Here is a 19,549-nt window from a genome sequence, read left to right as displayed (position 1 = left end):
CGAAAGACGGGCGGCATTATACATGCCATGCCCTACTCTAAAGAGTGCATTTTCCTCAGGTTGTGACCGCGTATGACAGGCGAAATGAACATCCTCCCGCTGCCGCCGACCACGCCCGCGACTTCGCGGCCGCTGGTGGTGAGTGGTGATCTACTCAAGCTGCTGACGCCGATGGAGGGCCTGATCTCCGTTGGGCAAACCGCCAAGGCTGAAGTGCTGTCGCTCAAGCAGACGGATCAGACCTTTCAACTGTTGCTCAAGGTCACCCTCGACAGCGGTCACCAGACCACCGTTCAGGCCACTAGCGCTCAGCCGTTGCCCCAAGGCACCAGCCTGGCGATCACCCAACCGTCAGCGAGCAACCTGGCCATCACGGTGCAACAGGCCATCGCCTCCAGCGTCGCTACCCTCACCCGCATCGACACGGCGCAACTGCCGGTCGGGACGTTGCTGCAAGGCAAAGTACTGACCGCTCAGGTAATGCCGCAGGTACCGGGCCAGCCGACGGTGTTTCGCTCGATGGTGAGCCTGCTCAACACTGCGCTGAGTGGCAGCACGCTGAGCATCGACAGCCCGACGCCACTGCGCATCGGTACATTGCTCAGCGCCTTGGTCCAGGACACCCAGACCCTGAAATTCGTCCCGTTGAGCAGCCGCCAGGAACAGTTGGCGGTGACACAGCAACTGGTCAGCCAGCAAAGTCGCCAAGGTTCTCTGGATGGCTTGATCAAAGTCCTGCAAAACCTGCCGCCGTCGGATCAGACCTCCAGCGGCCTGCGCGTCGCCGTGGACAAACTGCTCGCCGGCCTGCCAGACATTCAGCAACTGAGTACGCCCAAAGGCCTGGCCCAGGCGCTGGCCAACAGCGGCCTGTTCCTCGAAGCGAAACTCCTCGTCGGTCAAAACCCGACGCTGACGCCAGACATGAAAGGCGACCTGCTCAAGTTGATCGCACAACTGACGCCGAGCCTGCCGGCCAACACCAATCTCAACGCGATCATCGCCGCCAATACACTGGCGCAAGCGCTGCCGAGTTTCGTGCGCAGCGCCCTGGGAATGCTTGGGCAAGTCAGCGCCAAACCGTTGCCGACCAGTTTCCCGCTACCGGAGCGTCTGCTGCAAAGTCAGGACGGTGAAAACGATCTGGAGCACTTGCTGCGTTTGGCTGCGGCGGCCGTTTCACGCCTGCAAAGCCATCAACTGTCGAGCCTGGAACAGACCGGCCTCACTGACGATGGGCGCCTGCTCAACACCTGGCAACTGGAAATCCCCATGCGCAACCTGCAGGACATCGTGCCGTTGCAGGTCAAATTCCAGCGCGAAGAAGCACCCGAGAAAGAACAACCGCACGAACGCCGTGACGAACGCGAACCCAAGCAACAATTGTGGCGAGTCGATCTGGCGTTCGACATGGAGCCGTTAGGGCCATTGCAGATTCAGGCCCAGCTGATCAAAGGCAGCCTCTCCAGTCAGCTATGGGCCGAACGGCCGTACACCGCCAGCCTGATCGAAAGTAATCTGGCCGGGCTGCGCGAACGCCTACTGGCGTCAGGCCTGAACGTCGGCGATCTGGATTGCCACCTCGGCACACCGCCACAGGGCCCCCAAACCCGCCTCGAACAACGCTGGGTCGACGAAACCGCATGAACAAGTCCACCGCACCGCGCCAGGCCATCGCCCTCAAATACGACGGCAGCCACGCCCCTACCCTCACGGCCAAAGGTGACGAAGAACTGGCCGAAGCCATTCTGCAGATTGCCCGCGATTACGAAGTGCCGATCTACGAAAACGCCGAACTGGTGAAACTGCTGGCGCGGATGGAATTGGGGGAGAGTATTCCCGAGGAGTTGTATCGCACGATTGCCGAGATCATTGCGTTTGCGTGGAATTTGAAGGGCAAGTTTCCGGCAGGGCATGATCCGCATGCGGTGATGGTAGAGAAGGATGTGACTGATCGCGGGGATGATTACTGATCGTTCCCATGCTCTGCGTGGGAATGCAGCCCGTGACGCTCTGCGTCACACAACAGCGGAACGCAGAGCGTCCCAAGAGGCATTCCCACGCAGAGCGTGGGAACGATCTCCATTGTGTACACCCTGTAGGAGCTGTCGAGTGCAACGAGGCTGCGATCTCTTGATCTTCTCAGTTTCTATGCAACTTGCTCATCAACTCCGCCTCAGCCTGGGTCAAGCCGCAAGACTGAGTCAGTTCATCGACGCTGGCCCCCATCCCCACCAGGCGTGCCGCCTGGGCGAATGAAAGACTCGACGGATCACGCTGCTCCAGCTGAGCCAGTTTGTCCGGCAACGGCCCGACGACAGCGCGCAGTTCGTGCAGGTCTTCACCCATGCGCACGTTGCCGCTCTGGTAGTCGTCGACGCGTTTGGCCAGGTCCTTGATGCGCTGATCGCGCAGCGCATCGCCCTCGGCCTGTTGCGCGGCGATCTGCCGCTGAGCGCGGATGTACGCCAGGAACATCGCCAGCGTGCCTGCCCAGAAGAGGAACAGGACAATGACAGCTACCTCAAGAATCAATCAGATACTCTCCAGTTCCGACCATTCTTCTTCGCTCATCATCTTGTCCAGTTCGACCAGGATCAGCAGTTCGTTGTTCTTGTTGCACACGCCTTGAATGAACTTGGCGGACTCTTCGTTACCGACGTTTGGCGCGGTCTCGATTTCCGACTGACGCAGGTAAACCACTTCAGCCACGCTGTCGACCATGATGCCGACCACTTGCTTATCGGCTTCGATGATGACGATGCGGGTGTTGTCGCTGATCTCGGCATTCATCAGGCCGAAGCGCTGACGGGTGTCGATCACGGTGACCACATTACCGCGCAGGTTGATGATGCCCAGCACGTAGCTCGGGGCACCCGGGACCGGGGCGATCTCGGTATAACGCAGGACTTCCTGAACGCGCATCACGTTGATGCCGTAGGTTTCATTGTCCAGTTTGAAGGTTACCCATTGCAGGATCGGATCTTCAGAACCTTTTGCATTCGTCGCTTGATTACTCATACCCTGACCCCTCGAAAAACCGCTTCTGGCGGTGTGTGTTCTGTTGGCGGCATTCAACAATGCCGTCGCATACTTGTTATGTCGGCAGCTATGTCGGTTTGTGTAGCGGCTTGCTGCCGCTCATGTGCTTTGCCCCACCGCTGGCGATCAACTCGGCCAGGGCGGAAACGTCCAGCAGCGCACACATGTGCTCAATCACCGTGCCCGCCAGCCATGGCCGCTGACCTCGATGACTTCTCCATTTGATTTCGTTCGGGTCCAGGCGCAACGAGCGGCTGACCTGATGCACCGCCAGCCCCCACTCGTAGCCCTGAACCGAAATAACGTATTGCAGGCCCTGGCGGAAATCATCGCGATAACGATCCGGCATGACCCAGCGCGCAGTATCCAAAACTTTCAGGTTGCCGGCCTGGCTCGGCAGGATCCCAAGGAACCATTCCGGCTGGCCGAACAACGGTGTCAGCTCGTGGCCGGCCAGGGAATAAATCGAGCCCAGGCACACCAGCGGTACCGCCAGGGTCAACCCGGCGACGTCGAACAACAGGCATTCGAACGGCTCGGCAGCCCAGGACGGGCGACCATCGGTTTCCACCGGTGGCGGCGTGTTGCTTGGCGGCAGATGAACTTCAACTACCGGTGGCACCAACGCTTGCAGCAACGGGGCAATCGTCGATACGGGCGCCAGAATCGGTGCCGGTGCGTCGATCACGGCCACCGGTGCTTTCACCACTGGCGCAACGATCGGTGCAGCGGCCACTGCCGGTTTCTGCGCATCACGGGCCTGCTCTTCAAGCACGGCAGCCTGGAACTCATCCAGCGCAGCTTCAACCTCGACAACCTCGGGCAGCACCTCGACTTCTGGCAACAACTCTTCGGTCGCGTCCTGAAGCAAGGCGTCCAGATAAGACTGGAGGGCCAGTTGCGGACGCGAGGTGATCTTCACCGGCCGATTCATGAAAAGCCCCCCCCTGTAGGAGCGAGGCTTGCCCGCGAAGAACGATGACGCGATTTAACGGTGAACACTGCGGCGTCTGCTTCGCGGGCAAGCCTCGCTCCTACAGGGATTGAGTTCATCTCATGCCACCTGCGGAACACGTTGCGCCGCCAGCAGATGCTTGAGCAGTGCGCGATAAGCGAGAACGCCACGGCTCTTGCCGTCGAATTGCGAAGGCGTCAACCCTGCCCGGCTCGCGTCACGCAAGCGAGTATCGATCGGGATGTAGCCTTGCCAGATTTCTTCCGGGTACTTGTCGCGCAGCACGCGAAGGGTGCCGAGGGACGCCTGGGTGCGGCGGTCGAACAAGGTCGGCACGATGCTGAACGGCAGCGCCTGTTTGCGCGAACGGTTGATCATCGCCAGGGTGTTGACCATGCGTTCCAGGCCTTTGACCGCCAAGTGTTCGGTCTGCACCGGGATCACCAACTGCTGGCTGGCCGCCAAGGCATTGACCATCAGCACGCCGAGCAACGGCGGGCTGTCGATCACCGCGTAATCGAAGTCCTGCCACAACTGCGCCAGGCTCTTGGCGATCACCAGGCCCAAACCACTCTGGCCCGGCGACTGGCGCTCAAGGGTTGCCAGCGCGGTACTCGATGGCAACAGGGAAATGCGTTCGTCACTGGTGGGCATCAGCAACTGACCGGGCAAGCCTTGCGGCACGCTGCCCTTGTGCAGAAACAGGTCGTAGCTGCTGTGTTCCAGGCTGTCGGGGTCGTAACCGAAGTAGCTGGTCATGGAGCCATGTGGGTCGAGATCGACCACAACCACGCGCTTGCCCGCCTCAGCCAGCAAACCGGCTAAAGCGATGGAGGAAGTGGTTTTACCGACACCACCCTTTTGATTGGCGACTGCCCAGACTCTCATTCGGATTGTTCCTCCCGGTCGAAAAGGTCGACCGAGAATTAGCTCAACGTGTTAATGCGGGTGACGGAGAATTGACGGCACTCTCTCGTCCCGGCGACTTGACCGGGGTAGGTGCAGTTTGTGTGCCAGCCCGCTTCAACGCGGCATCCGGTTGTGCATGAGCCGTTCCGGTGCCGGTGAGGCTGCGCCGTACATCGAGATTTCGTGACACCACCAGCACCACCCGACGGTTACGCGCCCGGCCTTCGGCGGTGGCGTTGTTGGCCACCGGCTGGAACTCACCGTAACCCACCGACGCCAGGCGCCCCGGGTTCACGCCCTGCATCGCCAACATGCGCACGATGCTCGCCGAACGGGCCGAGGACAGCTCCCAGTTGGTCGGGTATTGCGCGGTGCGAATCGGTTGATCGTCGGTAAAGCCTTCGACGTGGATCGGGTTGTCGAACGGCCTGAGGATCGCGGCGACCTTGTCGATGATGTTGAAGGCGATGTCGCTGGGCATGGCGTCGCCACTGCCGAACAACAGGCTGGAATTGAGTTCGATCTCAACCCATAACTCATTGCCGCGCACGGTCATCTGGTTGGAGCTGATCAAGTCGCCGAACGCCGCGCTGATGTCATCGGCAATGCTTTTGAGCGGATCGTTGGCAGCCTGGGCGATGCCGGCGTCGATCTGTTCGCTGTCCTTGACCAGCGGCTTGGCCGGGGTCACGGTCTTCGGTCGCTCTTCGCCAATAGGAATCGGCTTGAGGGCGCGATCGGTGTCGGTAAACACCCCGATCAACGCCTCGGAAATGATCTTGTACTTGCCTTCGTTGATCGAAGAGATCGAGTACATCACCACGAAGAAAGCGAACAGCAAGGTAATGAAGTCGGCATAGGAAACGAGCCAGCGTTCATGGTTTACGTGTTCTTCAGGTTGCCGACGACGAGCCATGAGGTTCTTCCCTTAATCCATGAAGCCCTGAAGCTTCAACTCAATGGAGCGAGGGTTTTCACCTTCGGCGATCGACAGGATCCCTTCCAGCAACATCTCGCGATAACGCGACTGTCGCAACGCGATGGATTTGAGCTTGGCGGCAATCGGCAGCAAGATCAGGTTGGCACTGGCTACGCCATAGATGGTGGCGACAAAGGCGACGGCAATGCCGCTGCCCAGTTGCGACGGATCGGCCAGGTTGCCCATGACATGGATCAGGCCCATTACCGCACCGATGATGCCGATGGTCGGCGCGTAGCCACCCATGCTTTCAAAGACTTTGGCGGCTTCGATGTCGCGGCTTTCCTGGGTGTAGAAATCCACTTCCAGAATGCTGCGAATCGCTTCCGGTTCGGCGCCGTCCACCAGCAGTTGCAGACCTTTGCGTGAGTAGCTGTCGGGTTCGGCGTCGGCCACTCCTTCCAGACCGAGCAAACCTTCCTTGCGGGCGGTCAGGCTCCAATTCACTACGCGATCGATGCCGCCGGCCAGGTCCACCCTGGGAGGAAACAGGATCCAGGTGAGAATCTGCATGGCGCGCTTGAAGGCGCTTATCGGCGATTGCAGCAGCGAAGCACCGATGGTCCCACCGAGTACGATCAACGCCGCCGGGCCGTTGGCCAGCGCGCCGAGGTGACCGCCCTCAAGGTAGTTACCGCCAATAATGGCGACGAACGCCATGATGATCCCGATCAGGCTTAAAACATCCATCAGATACACGCCTCGACCAGGTGTTTGCCAATATCTTCCAGACCGTAGATCGCATCTGCCAGGTCGGCTTTGACGATGGCCATCGGCATGCCGTAGATCACGCAACTGGCTTCATCCTGGGCCCAGATCGCACTGCCGCCCTGCTTGAGCAGACGCGCGCCTTCGCGACCGTCGGCACCCATGCCGGTCAATACCACCGCCAGAACTTTGTCGCCGTAGGATTTGGCCGCGGAGCCGAAGGTGATGTCCACGCACGGTTTGTAGTTCAGACGCTCGTCGCCCGGCAGGATTTTCACCGCGCCACGGCCGTCGATCATCATTTGCTTGCCACCCGGAGCCAGCAGCGCCAGGCCCGGACGCAGGATGTCGCCATCCTCGGCTTCCTTGACGCTGATACGGCACAGCTTGTCCAGACGCTCGGCGAAAGCCTTGGTGAAGGCTGCTGGCATGTGCTGGATCAACACGATCGGTGCCGGGAAGCTGGCCGGCAACTGCGTCAGCACCCGTTGCAGGGCAACCGGGCCACCGGTGGAGGTGCCGATGGCGACCAGTTTGTAGGCTTTGCGTTTTGGTGCAGGGGACGATGGAGTCGCTGCATGGGTGCGAACCGGAATCGGTGCAGGTGCCGGACGCGCAGGCGCGCTGCTGCCGTAGTTGCTGACGCTCGAAGGCGCAGGCGTCGGGGCTGGCGCAGCGACTGGGGCCGGGGCGCTGTAAGTGCTGACGCGACGGTTACTGCGCGAGATGCTGAGAATCTTCTCGCACAACAGTTGCTTGACCTTCTCCGGGTTACGGGAGATGTCTTCGAAATTCTTCGGCAGGAAGTCCACCGCGCCGGCGTCCAGCGCATCAAGGGTGACCCGCGCGCCTTCGTGAGTCAGCGAGGAGAACATCAACACCGGGGTCGGGCAGCGCTGCATGATGTGCCGCACTGCGGTGATGCCATCCATCATCGGCATCTCGTAGTCCATGGTGATCACGTCTGGCTTGAGAGCCAGTGCCTGATCGATCGCCTCTTTGCCGTTGGTCGCCGTACCGACGACCTGGATATTCGAATCCGCTGAAAGAATTTCCGAGACGCGGCGGCGGAAAAACCCCGAATCGTCCACCACCAGGACTTTGACTGCCATAAACACTCCGTTAGACGGGGCGAGGCTCAGTCGCCCCGCTCCCCCAGAATCAAATACGCCGTGCGGCGTAACGCTTGAGCATGCTCGGAACATCGAGAATCAGCGCAATGCGGCCGTCACCGGTGATGGTGGCGCCGGACATGCCCGGGGTTCCCTGGAGCATTTTGCCCAATGGCTTGATGACCACTTCTTCCTGGCCCACCAGTTGATCGACGACGAAGCCGATCCGCTGAGTGCCCACCGAAAGAATCACCACATGGCCTTCGCGCTGCTCTTCATGAGCAGCGGAGCTGACCAGCCAGCGTTTGAGGTAGAACAGAGGCAGCGCCTTGTCCCGCACGATCACCACTTCCTGGCCGTCCACCACGTTGGTGCGCGACAGGTCGAGGTGGAAGATCTCGTTGACGTTCACCAGCGGGAACGCGAACGCCTGGTTGCCGAGCATGACCATCAGCGTCGGCATGATCGCCAGGGTCAACGGGACCTTGATGACGATCTTCGAGCCCTTGCCCTTGGTCGAGTAGATATTGATGGTGCCGTTGAGCTGGGCGATCTTGGTTTTCACCACGTCCATGCCCACGCCGCGCCCGGAGACGTCGGAAATTTCGGTCTTGGTCGAGAAGCCCGGAGCGAAGATCAGGTTGAAGCAATCCGACTCGCTGAGACGGTCCGCCGCATCCTTGTCCATCAGGCCTTTCTTCACGGCGATACCGCGCAGAACATCGGCGTCCATACCTTTGCCATCATCGGAGATGGACAGCAGGATGTGATCGCCTTCCTGTTCCGCGGACAGGATCACCTTGCCGCTGCGAGGCTTGCCCATCGCTTCGCGCTCAGCCGGCTCTTCAATACCGTGGTCGACCGAGTTGCGCACCAAGTGGACCAGCGGGTCGGCCAGGGCCTCGACGAGGTTCTTGTCGAGGTCGGTTTCTTCGCCGACCAGCTCCAGGTTGATCTCTTTCTTGAGCTGGCGAGCCAGGTCGCGAACCAGACGCGGGAAGCGCCCGAAGACTTTCTTGATCGGCTGCATCCGGGTCTTCATGACCGCGGTCTGCAGGTCGGCCGTGACCACGTCGAGGTTCGACACGGCCTTGGACATGGCTTCGTCGCCGCTGTTGAGGCCCAGACGGACCAAGCGGTTACGCACCAGTACCAACTCGCCGACCATGTTCATGATTTCGTCGAGACGCGCGGTATCGACCCGCACGGTGGTCTCGGCTTCGCTGGCCGGTTTTTCTGGTGGTGGCGCAGACGGGGCACGGGCCGGGGCCGGTGCAGCAGCGGCGGCCGGTTTCGGCGCTTCGGCTTTTGGCTCGGGCGCTTTGGCCACAGGTGCCGGCGCCTTGGCGACTGGGGTCGCTACAGCGGAAGCAGCAGAACCGGTGCCCACTTCAGTGAATTTGCCTTTACCGTGCAATTCGTCGAGCAGCGATTCGAACTCATGATCCGAGATCAGATCGCCGCCGGCCGCTTTAGCGGTTGGCGCAGCCGGGGCTGGTACGGCGGCAATCGCCGACTCCAATGCATCGACGGCAAAGTTGCCTTTACCGTGCAACTGGTCGAGCAGTGCTTCGAACTCGTCGTCGGTAATATCGGAGCTGTCGCCTGCCGCTTTCGGGGCAGCCGGCGCGGCGGGTGCCGCGACTACTGCATCGACGGCGAACTGGCCTTTGCCGTGCAGTTGATCGAGCAACGACTCGAACTCGGCATCGGTGATTTCATCGCTGGCCGAGGCATCGCTGGTCGGCACTGGCGCAGCCACTGGAGCCTCGGCTTGAGCCTTGACGGCGTTCAGCGAGTCCAGCAGCTGTTCAAATTCGTTATCCGTGATATCGCCCGATTCTTCAGCGGCAGGTTCTTCCACCACCTCAGCGACCGGTGCCGACTCATCGGCGGTTTGCGGCTCGGCCAGACGGGCCAACGCTGCAAGCAATTCTGGAGTGGCAGCCGTGATCGGGCTGCGTTCGCGGACTTCGCTGAACATGCTGTTCACCGCGTCCAGTGCTTCGAGAACCACGTCCATCAGTTCCGAGTCGACGCGTCGTTCACCCTTGCGCAGGATGTCGAACACGTTCTCGGCGATGTGACAGCACTCCACCAGCTCGTTGAGCTGGAGGAAGCCGGCGCCCCCTTTTACAGTGTGAAAACCGCGAAAAATTGCATTGAGCAAATCCGCATCATCCGGTCGACTTTCAAGCTCGACCAGCTGTTCGGACAGTTGCTCTAGAATCTCGCCGGCCTCAACCAGGAAATCCTGAAGGATCTCTTCATCGGCGCCGAAGCTCATTAAGGGGGTGCTCCTGAGGTCTAAAAACCTAAAAAACCTAAAATGCTAAAACTCTAAAATCCTAGGCTGGATAACAAATCGTCCACATCGTCCTGACCGGACACAACGTCTTCTCTTTTATCGGCATGAATCTGCGGACCTTCACCCTGAGAGAGATGTTTTTGCGGATCTTTTTCAGCCAGCATCGCATCACGGTCATGTTCGATACCCGCAAAGCGGTCGACCTGACTGGCCATGAGCACGAGCTTGAGCAGATTGCTTTCAACTTCGGTGACCAACTGGGTCACGCGCTTGATTACCTGACCGGTGAGGTCCTGGTAATCCTGGGCCAGCAGAATGTCGTTGAGGTTGCTCGACACGACGCGGTTATCTTCGCTGCTGCGTGTCAGGAAACCGTCGACGCGCCGGGCCAGATCGCGAAACTCTTCAGCCCCGACTTCGCGACGCATGAACCGTCCCCAATCCGTGCTTAGCGCCTGAGCTTCGTCGCTCAGGCTGTTGATCAGCGGCGTGGCGTTTTCCACCAGGTCCATGGTGCGGTTCGCCGCGGCCTCGGTCAGCTTGACCACATAACCCAGGCGCTCGGTGGCATCCGTGATCTGAGACACTTCCTCGGCTTGCGGCATGTGCGGGTCAATCTGGAAATTGACGATCGCGCTATGCAGCTCGCGGGTGAGCTTGCCTACTTCCTGGTACAGGCCGCGGTCACGGGTCTGATTGAGCTCATGGATCAATTGCACCGCATCGCCAAACCTGCCTTTTTCAAGGCTCTCGACCAGTTCGACCGCGTGTTTTTTCAGGGTCGATTCAAAATCGCCCATTGAAGATTCTTTATGCTCCATAGCTCCCCCGTGGCGCAGTCCATCAACCGATGCGTTCGAAAATCTTCTCGATTTTTTCTTTCAACGCCTGGGCCGTGAAGGGTTTGACCACATAGCCATTTACACCGGCCTGGGCCGCTTCGATGATTTGCTCGCGCTTGGCTTCAGCGGTCACCATCAGCACCGGAAGGTGCTTGAGCTTTTCATCAGCGCGCACGTGACGCAGCAGATCGATACCGGTCATGCCAGGCATGTTCCAGTCCGTTACCAGAAAGTCGATGCTCCCACTGTTGAGAACCGGAATGGCAGTGGTGCCATCGTCAGCCTCGACCGTGTTGGTGAACCCAAGATCACGCAACAGGTTTTTTATGATCCGCCGCATCGTTGAGAAGTCATCAACGATGAGGATTTTCATGTTCTTGTCCAATTCGACCTCCAAGCAGTCTTAAACGCGCCCAGCACCTGGACGCGCCATTTCAATCAATCCGGCAAAGCACTCAATGACTGTCTGGAGCACAACAGATCGAGACCGGCGCAGTTCAACACCACACCGGCTCCATTCGCAGTGTCCCCACACTGCCTTCAGCGCGCTCGCCACTCCCCCAAACGCCCCCGCAAACGGGCCGCGCACTGGCTGTGTAACTGGCTGACCCGCGATTCGCTGACCCCCAGGACCTCACCGATTTCCTTGAGATTCAACTCTTCGTCGTAGTACAGCGCCAACACCAGTCGCTCACGCTCCGGCAAATTGGCAATCGCGTCCGCCAGCGCCGCCTGGAAGCGTTCATCTTCCAGATCGCGTGACGGCTCGAGATGAGCACTGGCGCCATCCTCATGCAGCCCTTCGTGTTCGCCGTCCTGTAACAGATCGTCGAAACTGAATAACCGGCTGCCGAGGGTGTCGTTCAAAATCCCGTAATAATCGTCGAGACTCAATTGGAGTTCGGCCGCAACCTCATGATCTTTAGCGTCACGGCCGGTTTTAGCTTCAATCGAGCGAATCGCGTCGCTGACCATACGGGTATTGCGGTGAACCGAACGTGGAGCCCAGTCCCCCTTGCGCACTTCATCGAGCATCGCGCCGCGGATTCGAATGCCCGCGTACGTCTCGAAACTCGCGCCTTTGCTGGCGTCATATTTGGTTGATACTTCAAGCAGGCCGATCATCCCGGCCTGGATCAGGTCTTCGACCTGGACACTGGCCGGCAAACGCGCCAGCAAGTGGTAGGCAATGCGTTTGACCAGTGGCGCGTAACGCTCGATCAGCTCGTACTGCGCGTCACGTGCCGACTTCTTGTAGAGGTTGTAGCCACTGGCTGTCATAGGACGGGTCCTGCCGTTTGTTGCACGAGGCGCTCGACGAAAAACTCCAGGTGCCCGCGTGGGTTGGCCGGCAGTGGCCAGGTATCGACCTTCTGCGCAATGGCCTTGAACGCCAGGGCGCACTTGGAACGCGGAAAGGCTTCGTAGACGGCACGCTGTTTCTGCACGGCCTTGCGTACGCTTTCGTCGTAAGGCACCGCACCGACATATTGCAAGGCGACGTCAAGGAAACGATCCGTGACCTTGGTCAACTTGGCGAACAGGTTGCGGCCTTCCTGCGGGCTCTGCGCCATGTTGGCCAGGACGCGGAAACGGTTCATGCCGTAGTCGCGGTTCAGCAGTTTGATCAGCGCGTAGGCGTCGGTGATCGAGGTCGGCTCGTCGCACACCACCAGCAAGACTTCTTGCGCTGCGCGGACGAAACTGACCACCGAGTCACCAATGCCCGCAGCGGTGTCGATCACCAATACGTCGAGGTTGTCGCCGATGTCGCTGAAGGCCTGGATCAGGCCGGCATGCTGGGCCGGGCTCAGATGAACCATGCTCTGGGTGCCGGATGCGGCCGGGACGATGCGAATACCGCCGGGCCCTTGCAACAGCACATCGCGCAGCTCACAGCGGCCTTCGATCACGTCGGCCAGGGTACGTTTGGGTGTCAGCCCCAGCAGGACGTCAACGTTCGCCAGCCCCAGATCGGCATCCAGCAGCATGACGCGCCGGCCGAGCTCAGCTAGAGCCAGGGACAAGTTCACTGACACGTTAGTCTTCCCGACGCCACCTTTGCCGCCGGTCACCGCGATCACCTGTACGGGATGCATGCTGCCCATGTTATTTTCTTTACCTTGTCTTACTTAGACGGAGGCCACATTACTGGCTGCGCGTTCACCAACTGAACAATGCATGGCAGACCATCGATGTAGGTACAAAAACCGTTCATTAAATACCTCAGCCAACCCGCTTGGTCGGACTGTGGTAAAGGTCAGCGAACATATCAGCCATGGCTTCTTCGCTGGGTTCTTCCTGCATTTGCACGCTAACGGCACGGCTGACCAACTGATGACGGCGCGGCAGATGCAAATCATCCGGAATCCGCGGGCCATCGGTGAGGTAAGCCACCGGCAATTCATGACTGATGGCCAGGCTCAACACCTCGCCCAAGCTTGCCGTTTCATCCAGTTTAGTCAGGATGCAGCCAGCAAGGCCGCAACGTTTGTAACTGTGATAAGCGGCAGTTAGAACCTGTTTCTGGCTGGTGGTTGCCAAGACCAGATAATTTTTTGATTTGATGCCGCGTCCGGCCAGGCTTTCAAGCTGCATGCGCAGTGCCGGATCGCTGGCCTGCAGGCCGGCGGTATCGATCAGCACCACGCGTTTGCGCAGCAAAGGCTCCAGCGCCTGCACCAAGGATTGGCCCGGATCGACGTGGGTGACCGACACGTTGAGGATCCGGCCGAGGGTCTTGAGCTGTTCCTGAGCGCCGATGCGATAGCTGTCCATGCTGACCAGCGCGATGTTCTGCGCGCCGTACTTGAGCACGTAACGAGCCGCCAGCTTGGCCAGCGTGGTGGTCTTGCCCATGCCGGCCGGGCCGACCATGGCAATCACGCCGCCCTCTTCCAGTGGCTCGACTTCCGGGGTGGTGATCATCCGCGCCAGGTGCGCGAGCAACATGCGCCAGGCCTGACGGGGCTCTTCAATGTCGGTAATCAGCGCCAGCAGATCGCGCGACAACGGGCCGGACAGGCCGATGCGTTGCAAGCGACGCCAGAGGTTGGCCTGGGCCGGACGGCTGCCTTGCAACTGATTCCAAGCCAGCGAGCCAAGTTGCACTTCCATCAGTTCACGCAGGCTGTTGAGCTCGAAACGCATCGAGTCGAACGCACGCAGGTCGACGCCGGTCGCTGCGGCAGGCGCAGGTGCCGGACGCCGAGGCTCGGCCAGCGTCGGCTCGATCAGCGGCTCGGCGGCGGTCAACGGCAGGCCGGCGAACAACTGGCGATTGGTGCTCTTGTCGCTCTCGCCATCGCCACGCAGGCTCAGTTCGGCCTGGGCGGTGACGATCCGCGACTGGGTCTTGCGCAGCTCGTCCTCGAGTTCCATGTTCGGAACACGCGGGGCCAGCGCCGACAATTTGTAATCCAGGGCAGCCGTCAGCTCGACACCACCGGCGATCCGGCGATTGCCAATGATGGCGGCATCAGCGCCCAGCTCATCACGAACCAGTTTCATGGCCTGACGCATATCGGCGGCGAAAAAACGCTTAACTTGCATAAACCACTACCTCAGCCGTTGGGCCCTACTGTCGCAACAATGGTCACTTGCTTGTTGTCAGGGATTTCCTGATAAGCCAACACATGCAAACCCGGGACTGCCAGTCGGCCGAATCGCGAGAGCATCGCGCGAACCGGACCGGCCACCAGCAGAATCACCGGTTGACCTTGCATTTCCTGACGCTGCGCCGCTTCGATCAACGAGCGTTGCAGCTTCTCTGCCATGCTTGGCTCCAGCAGAACGCCCTCTTCCGAGCCTTGCCCTGCCTTCTGAAGACTATTGAGCAATATTTGTTCCAACCTTGGCTCCAAGGTGATCACAGGCAGCTGCGACTCAGTACCTACAATGCTTTGCACGATTGCGCGGGATACGCCGACGCGCACCGCAGCCACCAAAGCGGCAGTATCTTGACTCTTGGCGGCGTTGTTCGCGATGGCTTCGGCGATGCTGCGAATGTCCCGTACCGGCACCTGTTCGGCCAGCAATGCCTGCAAGACTTTGAGCAACTGCGACAGCGAAACCACTCCCGGCACCAGCTCTTCAGCCAGTTTGGGTGAGCTTTTGGCCAGCAATTGCATGAGTTGCTGGACTTCTTCGTGACCAATCAGCTCGCTGGAGTGTTTGTACAAAATCTGGTTCAAATGCGTTGCCACTACCGTACTGGCGTCGACCACGGTGTAGCCGAGGGATTGCGCCTGGGCACGCTGGCTAATTTCGATCCAGACCGCCTCCAGACCAAAAGCCGGATCTTTGGCGGTAATGCCGTTGAGCGTACCGTAGACCTGCCCTGGGTTGATCGCCAGTTCGCGGTCCGGGTAAATCTCGGCCTCGGCCAGGATCACGCCCATCAGGGTCAGGCGGTAGGCGCTTGGCGCCAGGTCGAGGTTGTCACGGATATGCACAGTCGGCATCAAGAAACCCAGGTCCTGGGAGAGCTTTTTACGCACACCCTTGATCCGCGCCAGCAACTGACCACCCTGGTTGCGGTCCACCAGCGGAATCAGGCGATAGCCGACTTCCAGGCCGATCATGTCGATCGGCGTCACGTCATCCCAGCCAAGCTCCTTGGTTTCCTGGGCGCGGGCCGGCGATGGCAGCAGTTCCTGCTGACGCTTGACCTCTTGCAAGGCCTGAACCTTGACCACGTTCTGCTTCTTCCAGAACAGGTAAGCGCCGCCGGCCGCCAGGGCTGCCATGCTCAGAAAGGAAAAATGCGGCATGCCCGGCACCAGGCCCATCACCGCCATCAAGCCAGCGGCCACGGCCAGGGCTTTCGGCGAGGCGAACATCTGACGATTGATCTGCTTGCCCATGTCTTCCGAGCCGGAAGCTCGGGTCACCATGATCGCGGCGGCAGTCGACAACAGCAGTGATGGCAATTGCGCCACCAAACCGTCACCAATGGTCAACAAGGCGTACACCCGACCGGCATCGCCAAAGGTCATACCGTGCTGGAAGATACCGACTGCCATGCCGCCGATCAGGTTGATGAACAGAATCAGCAGGCCGGCGATGGCGTCACCGCGCACGAACTTGCTGGCACCGTCCATGGAACCGTAGAACTCGGCCTCCTGGGCCACTTCCATCCGGCGCAGTTTCGCCTGGTTCTGATCGATCAGGCCGGCGTTCAAGTCGGCGTCGATGGCCATTTGTTTGCCCGGCATTGCGTCGAGGGTGAAACGCGCGCTCACCTCGGAAATCCGCCCGGCACCCTTGGTCACTACGACGAAGTTGATGATCATCAAAATCGCGAAGACCACGATACCAACCACGTAGTTGCCGCCGATCACCACTTCACCGAAGGCCTGGATCACCTTACCGGCGGCGGCATGACCATCCTGACCGTGGAGCATCACCACCCGCGTCGAGGCCACGTTCAGCGCCAGTCGCAACAACGTCGCCACCAGCAAAATGGTCGGGAACACGGCAAAATCCAGCGGCCGCAAGGCGTACACGCAGACCAGCAACACGACGATGGACAAGGCAATGTTGAACGTGAAGAACACGTCCAGCAGGAACGGCGGCACCGGCAACATCATCATGGCCAGCATGACCAGCAGCAACAGCGGCACACCCAGATTGCCCCGACTGAGGTCGGCAACGTTTGTGCGTGCAGTGTTGATTAACTGAGAGCGATCCACCGGTTTTCCCCGTTCCTTTAAAGCAAACTTTTGACGCCTGAAGCAGGCGCAGGGCGGCTATTGCAAGAAGCCTTCCAACTTTTGCCGGGGCTTGAAATAGAGGTCTGTTTCGGGGATTTGTATTGCTTGAACCCACGCCTTCGCGGGCAAGCCTCGCTCCTACAGGCCTGTGTCGGTCGACATGTGCGAACGACACGGGACTGTAGGAGCGAGGCTTGCCCGCGAAGAGGCCAGCATTTGCCAACACAACTATCAGGAATCGCGGCGCACCAGCGGAGTCAGCCAGCAGTCAAAATCTGCTTTGGATTAATGGCGCCAAACTGCAACTCGCGGCCCACCATATAAAGCGTCCCCCTATGCATCCGAGTGTCCTCTACAGCCACAAGATCTTCCTCAGCATAACCAAGCACCACCGCCGTAGCAGGCGCTACAAGGGGAAACGAAAACTCGTGACCTTGCATAAGGTTAAGTGCCCACCCAAATTGAATGATCGGCAAATCGCCTATCAGCATCGGGCGCTTATCCTTACGACGAAAGTCCATCCGCGCAGTAACCTGCAACTTTCCATCGACCACTGCAAACCCTGGCTTGCCGTATCGACGCTGTAACGTGCCAGCTGACCATGCCTTCATGTAATACAAGGGATTGGTGAAAACCTCGAACAAGGCCAAACTGCTTTCAATGCTGCCCGCGGCACCAAAGAGATAGTTGTAGGAATAATGATAGGCCAACCCTTCCAACTCGGGCCGAATGGCATTGAGCGGATCATTCAAGTAATCCTCAATGTATTGATTGGCCATGTGCACAAAATGCGTAAAGTCCAATGACATTCTGAACGTAACCGAGTAACCGATCGCCCGTTCAAGGGAATTTTCCTCTAAAACACCCGAAACAAAGGCCAACTCCATTCCTTGAAGCTTTCTGTACTGACGCTCTGCCATGACCGTGCTCCCATGAACATCATCTGGAAAGATTTCCGGATCCATGACAACGCGTCAGAAGGTAGGCGTCTACTGTCAGAATTAACAGGTAGAAGCTTTTTCGGATAGGCGGAAGGTTGCGATCTTTGACCCATCAAGAATCGCGGCGCAAGTCCGGCGGAATCGGCAAATCGTCCTGGAGCGGATCCGGGCGCTTGCCCTTGCCGGCGCGGTACTGGCGGATCTGGTAGACGTAGGCCAGTACCTGGGCGACCGCCAGATAGAGCCCGCCGGGAATTTCCTGTTCCAGCTCCGTGGAGTAGTAGATCGAACGCGCCAGCGCCGGCGATTCGAGCAGCAGCACATTATTGGCCACGGCGATTTCGCGGATCTTCAGGGCGAGGAAGTCGCTACCCTTGGCCAACAGCACCGGTGCATTACCTTTGTCTGGATCGTACTTGAGGGCCACGGCGTAGTGGGTCGGGTTGGTAATGACCACATCAGCCTCGGGGATCGCGGCCATCATCCGCCGCTGCGACATCTCGCGCTGCAACTGACGAATACGCTGCTTGACCTCCGGCCGCCCTTCCTGATCCTTGTGCTCATCGCGCACTTCCTGCTTGGTCATCTGCAGCTTCTTGTGGCTTTCCCAGAGCTGCACCGGCACGTCGACCATGGCGATGATGATCAGCCCGCAAGCCATCCACAAGGTACTCCAGCCGACCACTTGCAAGCTGTGAATGATCGCCATGTCCAACGGTTCGTGAGCGATGCGCATCAGATCATCGATGTCCGACGACAGGACCGCCAACGCCACGAACAAGACGATGAAAAACTTCGCCAGGGCCTTGAGCAGCTCAACCAAAGCCTTGGCCGAGAACATCCGCTTCAGGCCCGCGCCGGGGTTCATGCGACTGAACTTGGGCGCCATGGAGCCGGCCGCGAACAGCCAGCCACCCAGGGAGATCGGGCCGATCAACGCAGCCAACAGCAAAGTGATCATCACCGGCTGAATCGCCAACAGAGCCATCTGTCCCGAGTGCAGCAAGAAGGTGCCCATGTTGCGCTGATCCAGAATCACTTCCCGCGACAGCGTGAAGTTCATCCGCATCAGCTCCATCATGTCCTGGGCCAATGCACCACCGAAAATCAGCAACGCACCGGCGCCGGCGAGCATGACCGCCAAGGTATTGAGCTCCTTGGAGCGCGCAATCTCGCCCTTCTCACGGGAGTCCTTTTTACGTTTCTCCGTGGGGTCTTCTGTTTTGTCCTGACCGCTTTCGCTCTCAGCCATGACTCAGCGCGCCCGTGCCAGTTCGCGTAACAACTGCAAAGCCTCGGAGGCCAACGGTTGATACTGATTGAGAATGTCTGCCAGGCCGACCCAGACGATGAACAGTCCGAGCACCAAGGTCAGCGGGAAGCCGATCGAGAAAATGTTCAGCTGCGGCGCCGCCCGGGTCATCACGCCAAACGCAATGTTGACCACCAGCAACGCGGTGATCGCCGGCAGCACCAGCAACAGCGCCGCGCCAAGCACCCAACCCAGCTTCCCGGCCAGCTCCCAAAAATGATGGACCATCAACCCGCCACCGACCGGCAGCGTGGTGAAGCTCTCGGTGAGGACTTCGAACACCACCAGATGGCCGTTCATCGACAGGAACAGCAGCGTCACCAGCATGGTGAAAAACTGCCCGATCACCGCCACCGACACACCGTTCGTAGGGTCGACCATCGAGGCGAAGCCCATGCCCATCTGGATCGCGACAATTTGCCCGGCGACCACGAAAGCCTGGAAGAACAGCTGCAAAGAGAAACCCAACACCGCGCCAATAATGATTTGTTCGGCAATCAGCAGCAGCGCACTCAGGTCGAGTGCGTTGACCGGCGGCATCGGCGGCAGGCCGGGAGCGATCACGAACGTTATCGCCAGAGCGAAGTACAGACGCACGCGCTGGGGCACCAGGCTCGTACCGAAAATCGGCATGACCATCAGCAACGAACCGATGCGAAACAGCGGCAACATGAATGTCGCCACCCAGGTACTGATCTGGGTATCGGTCAGCTGCAGCAGCGACATG

General features: G+C 59.5%; 19 protein-coding genes. 2 read left to right on the top strand and 17 right to left on the bottom strand.

Going from position 1 to position 19,549, the window contains the following annotated elements:
• The first annotated feature begins 72 nt into the window (after positions 1 to 72).
• Both fliK and PMI18_RS28900 read left to right on the top strand, forming a co-directional pair.
• Complete coding sequence (fliK, locus tag PMI18_RS28895) at positions 73 to 1,647, top strand: flagellar hook-length control protein FliK (RefSeq protein ID WP_007894227.1); 1,575 nt, start codon at positions 73 to 75, stop codon at positions 1,645 to 1,647.
• Positions 1,644 to 1,973 (top strand): EscU/YscU/HrcU family type III secretion system export apparatus switch protein, encoded by a 330-nt coding sequence (locus PMI18_RS28900; protein ID WP_007894226.1) that lies wholly within the window; start codon positions 1,644 to 1,646, stop codon positions 1,971 to 1,973. The genes fliK and PMI18_RS28900 overlap by 4 nt, the downstream gene beginning before the upstream one ends.
• A gap of 169 nt (positions 1,974 to 2,142) precedes the next feature.
• Here PMI18_RS28900 and PMI18_RS28905 read toward each other — a convergent pair whose 3' ends face one another.
• From PMI18_RS28905 to fliR, 17 genes are all read right to left on the bottom strand, one after another.
• A complete protein-coding gene (locus PMI18_RS28905) occupies positions 2,143 to 2,535 on the bottom strand; it encodes a DUF2802 domain-containing protein (RefSeq protein WP_007894225.1) in 393 nt (130 codons plus the stop codon).
• Positions 2,536 to 3,021, bottom strand: coding sequence for a chemotaxis protein CheW (locus tag PMI18_RS28910; RefSeq protein WP_007894224.1), 486 nt, complete (start codon positions 3,019 to 3,021; stop codon positions 2,536 to 2,538).
• Positions 3,022 to 3,109: 88 nt separating this feature from the next.
• A complete protein-coding gene (locus tag PMI18_RS28915; RefSeq protein ID WP_007894221.1) occupies positions 3,110 to 3,976 on the bottom strand; it encodes a CheW domain-containing protein in 867 nt (288 codons plus the stop codon).
• Between the two features lie 120 nt (positions 3,977 to 4,096).
• Positions 4,097 to 4,885: a ParA family protein gene (locus PMI18_RS28920; protein ID WP_007894220.1), complete on the bottom strand. Its 789-nt coding sequence runs from the start codon at positions 4,883 to 4,885 to the stop codon at positions 4,097 to 4,099.
• A 43-nt stretch (positions 4,886 to 4,928) separates the two neighbouring features.
• Positions 4,929 to 5,822 carry a flagellar motor protein MotD gene (motD, locus tag PMI18_RS28925; RefSeq protein WP_007894219.1) on the bottom strand — a complete coding sequence of 298 codons (894 nt, stop codon included), beginning with the start codon at positions 5,820 to 5,822 and terminating at the stop codon, positions 4,929 to 4,931.
• A gap of 12 nt (positions 5,823 to 5,834) precedes the next feature.
• Positions 5,835 to 6,575, bottom strand: coding sequence for a flagellar motor protein (locus PMI18_RS28930; RefSeq protein WP_007894218.1), 741 nt, complete (start codon positions 6,573 to 6,575; stop codon positions 5,835 to 5,837).
• Complete coding sequence (locus tag PMI18_RS28935) at positions 6,575 to 7,705, bottom strand: protein-glutamate methylesterase/protein-glutamine glutaminase (protein ID WP_007894217.1); 1,131 nt, start codon at positions 7,703 to 7,705, stop codon at positions 6,575 to 6,577. Before PMI18_RS28935 ends, PMI18_RS28930 begins: the two co-directional genes overlap by 1 nt.
• Positions 7,706 to 7,754: 49 nt before the next feature.
• The gene (locus PMI18_RS28940; RefSeq protein WP_007894216.1) at positions 7,755 to 9,992 is read right to left on the bottom strand and encodes a chemotaxis protein CheA; all 2,238 of its coding nucleotides are present in this window, start codon (positions 9,990 to 9,992) and stop codon (positions 7,755 to 7,757) included.
• Positions 9,993 to 10,045: 53 nt separating this feature from the next.
• Entirely contained in the window at positions 10,046 to 10,834 is a 789-nt protein-coding gene (locus tag PMI18_RS28945) for a protein phosphatase CheZ (RefSeq protein WP_007894215.1), read from the bottom strand.
• A gap of 22 nt (positions 10,835 to 10,856) precedes the next feature.
• The gene (locus PMI18_RS28950; RefSeq protein ID WP_003183998.1) at positions 10,857 to 11,228 is read right to left on the bottom strand and encodes a chemotaxis response regulator CheY; all 372 of its coding nucleotides are present in this window, start codon (positions 11,226 to 11,228) and stop codon (positions 10,857 to 10,859) included.
• A 167-nt stretch (positions 11,229 to 11,395) separates the two neighbouring features.
• Complete coding sequence (gene fliA, locus PMI18_RS28955) at positions 11,396 to 12,136, bottom strand: RNA polymerase sigma factor FliA (RefSeq protein WP_007894214.1); 741 nt, start codon at positions 12,134 to 12,136, stop codon at positions 11,396 to 11,398.
• Positions 12,133 to 12,963: a flagellar synthesis regulator FleN gene (gene fleN, locus PMI18_RS28960; protein ID WP_003222917.1), complete on the bottom strand. Its 831-nt coding sequence runs from the start codon at positions 12,961 to 12,963 to the stop codon at positions 12,133 to 12,135. The genes fliA and fleN overlap by 4 nt, the downstream gene beginning before the upstream one ends.
• Positions 12,964 to 13,081: 118 nt before the next feature.
• Positions 13,082 to 14,407, bottom strand: a complete 1,326-nt coding sequence (gene flhF, locus PMI18_RS28965; protein ID WP_007894213.1) for a flagellar biosynthesis protein FlhF — start codon at positions 14,405 to 14,407, stop codon at positions 13,082 to 13,084.
• A gap of 11 nt (positions 14,408 to 14,418) precedes the next feature.
• Positions 14,419 to 16,548 (bottom strand): flagellar biosynthesis protein FlhA, encoded by a 2,130-nt coding sequence (gene flhA, locus PMI18_RS28970; RefSeq protein WP_007894212.1) that lies wholly within the window; start codon positions 16,546 to 16,548, stop codon positions 14,419 to 14,421.
• Between the two features lie 278 nt (positions 16,549 to 16,826).
• Positions 16,827 to 17,489: a hypothetical protein gene (locus PMI18_RS28975; RefSeq protein WP_007894211.1), complete on the bottom strand. Its 663-nt coding sequence runs from the start codon at positions 17,487 to 17,489 to the stop codon at positions 16,827 to 16,829.
• Positions 17,490 to 17,622: 133 nt separating this feature from the next.
• Positions 17,623 to 18,762 carry a flagellar biosynthesis protein FlhB gene (gene flhB / locus PMI18_RS28980; RefSeq protein ID WP_007894210.1) on the bottom strand — a complete coding sequence of 380 codons (1,140 nt, stop codon included), beginning with the start codon at positions 18,760 to 18,762 and terminating at the stop codon, positions 17,623 to 17,625.
• Positions 18,763 to 18,765: 3 nt separating this feature from the next.
• Entirely contained in the window at positions 18,766 to 19,548 is a 783-nt protein-coding gene (gene fliR, locus PMI18_RS28985) for a flagellar biosynthetic protein FliR (protein ID WP_007894209.1), read from the bottom strand.
• Position 19,549: the final 1 nt, after the last annotated feature.

The organism is Pseudomonas sp. GM102, from assembly GCF_000282555.1.
GTDB lineage: Bacteria > Pseudomonadota > Gammaproteobacteria > Pseudomonadales > Pseudomonadaceae > Aquipseudomonas.
The sequence above is the reverse complement of the archived record's forward strand: the minus strand, read 5'-3'. Positions and strand labels throughout refer to the sequence as shown.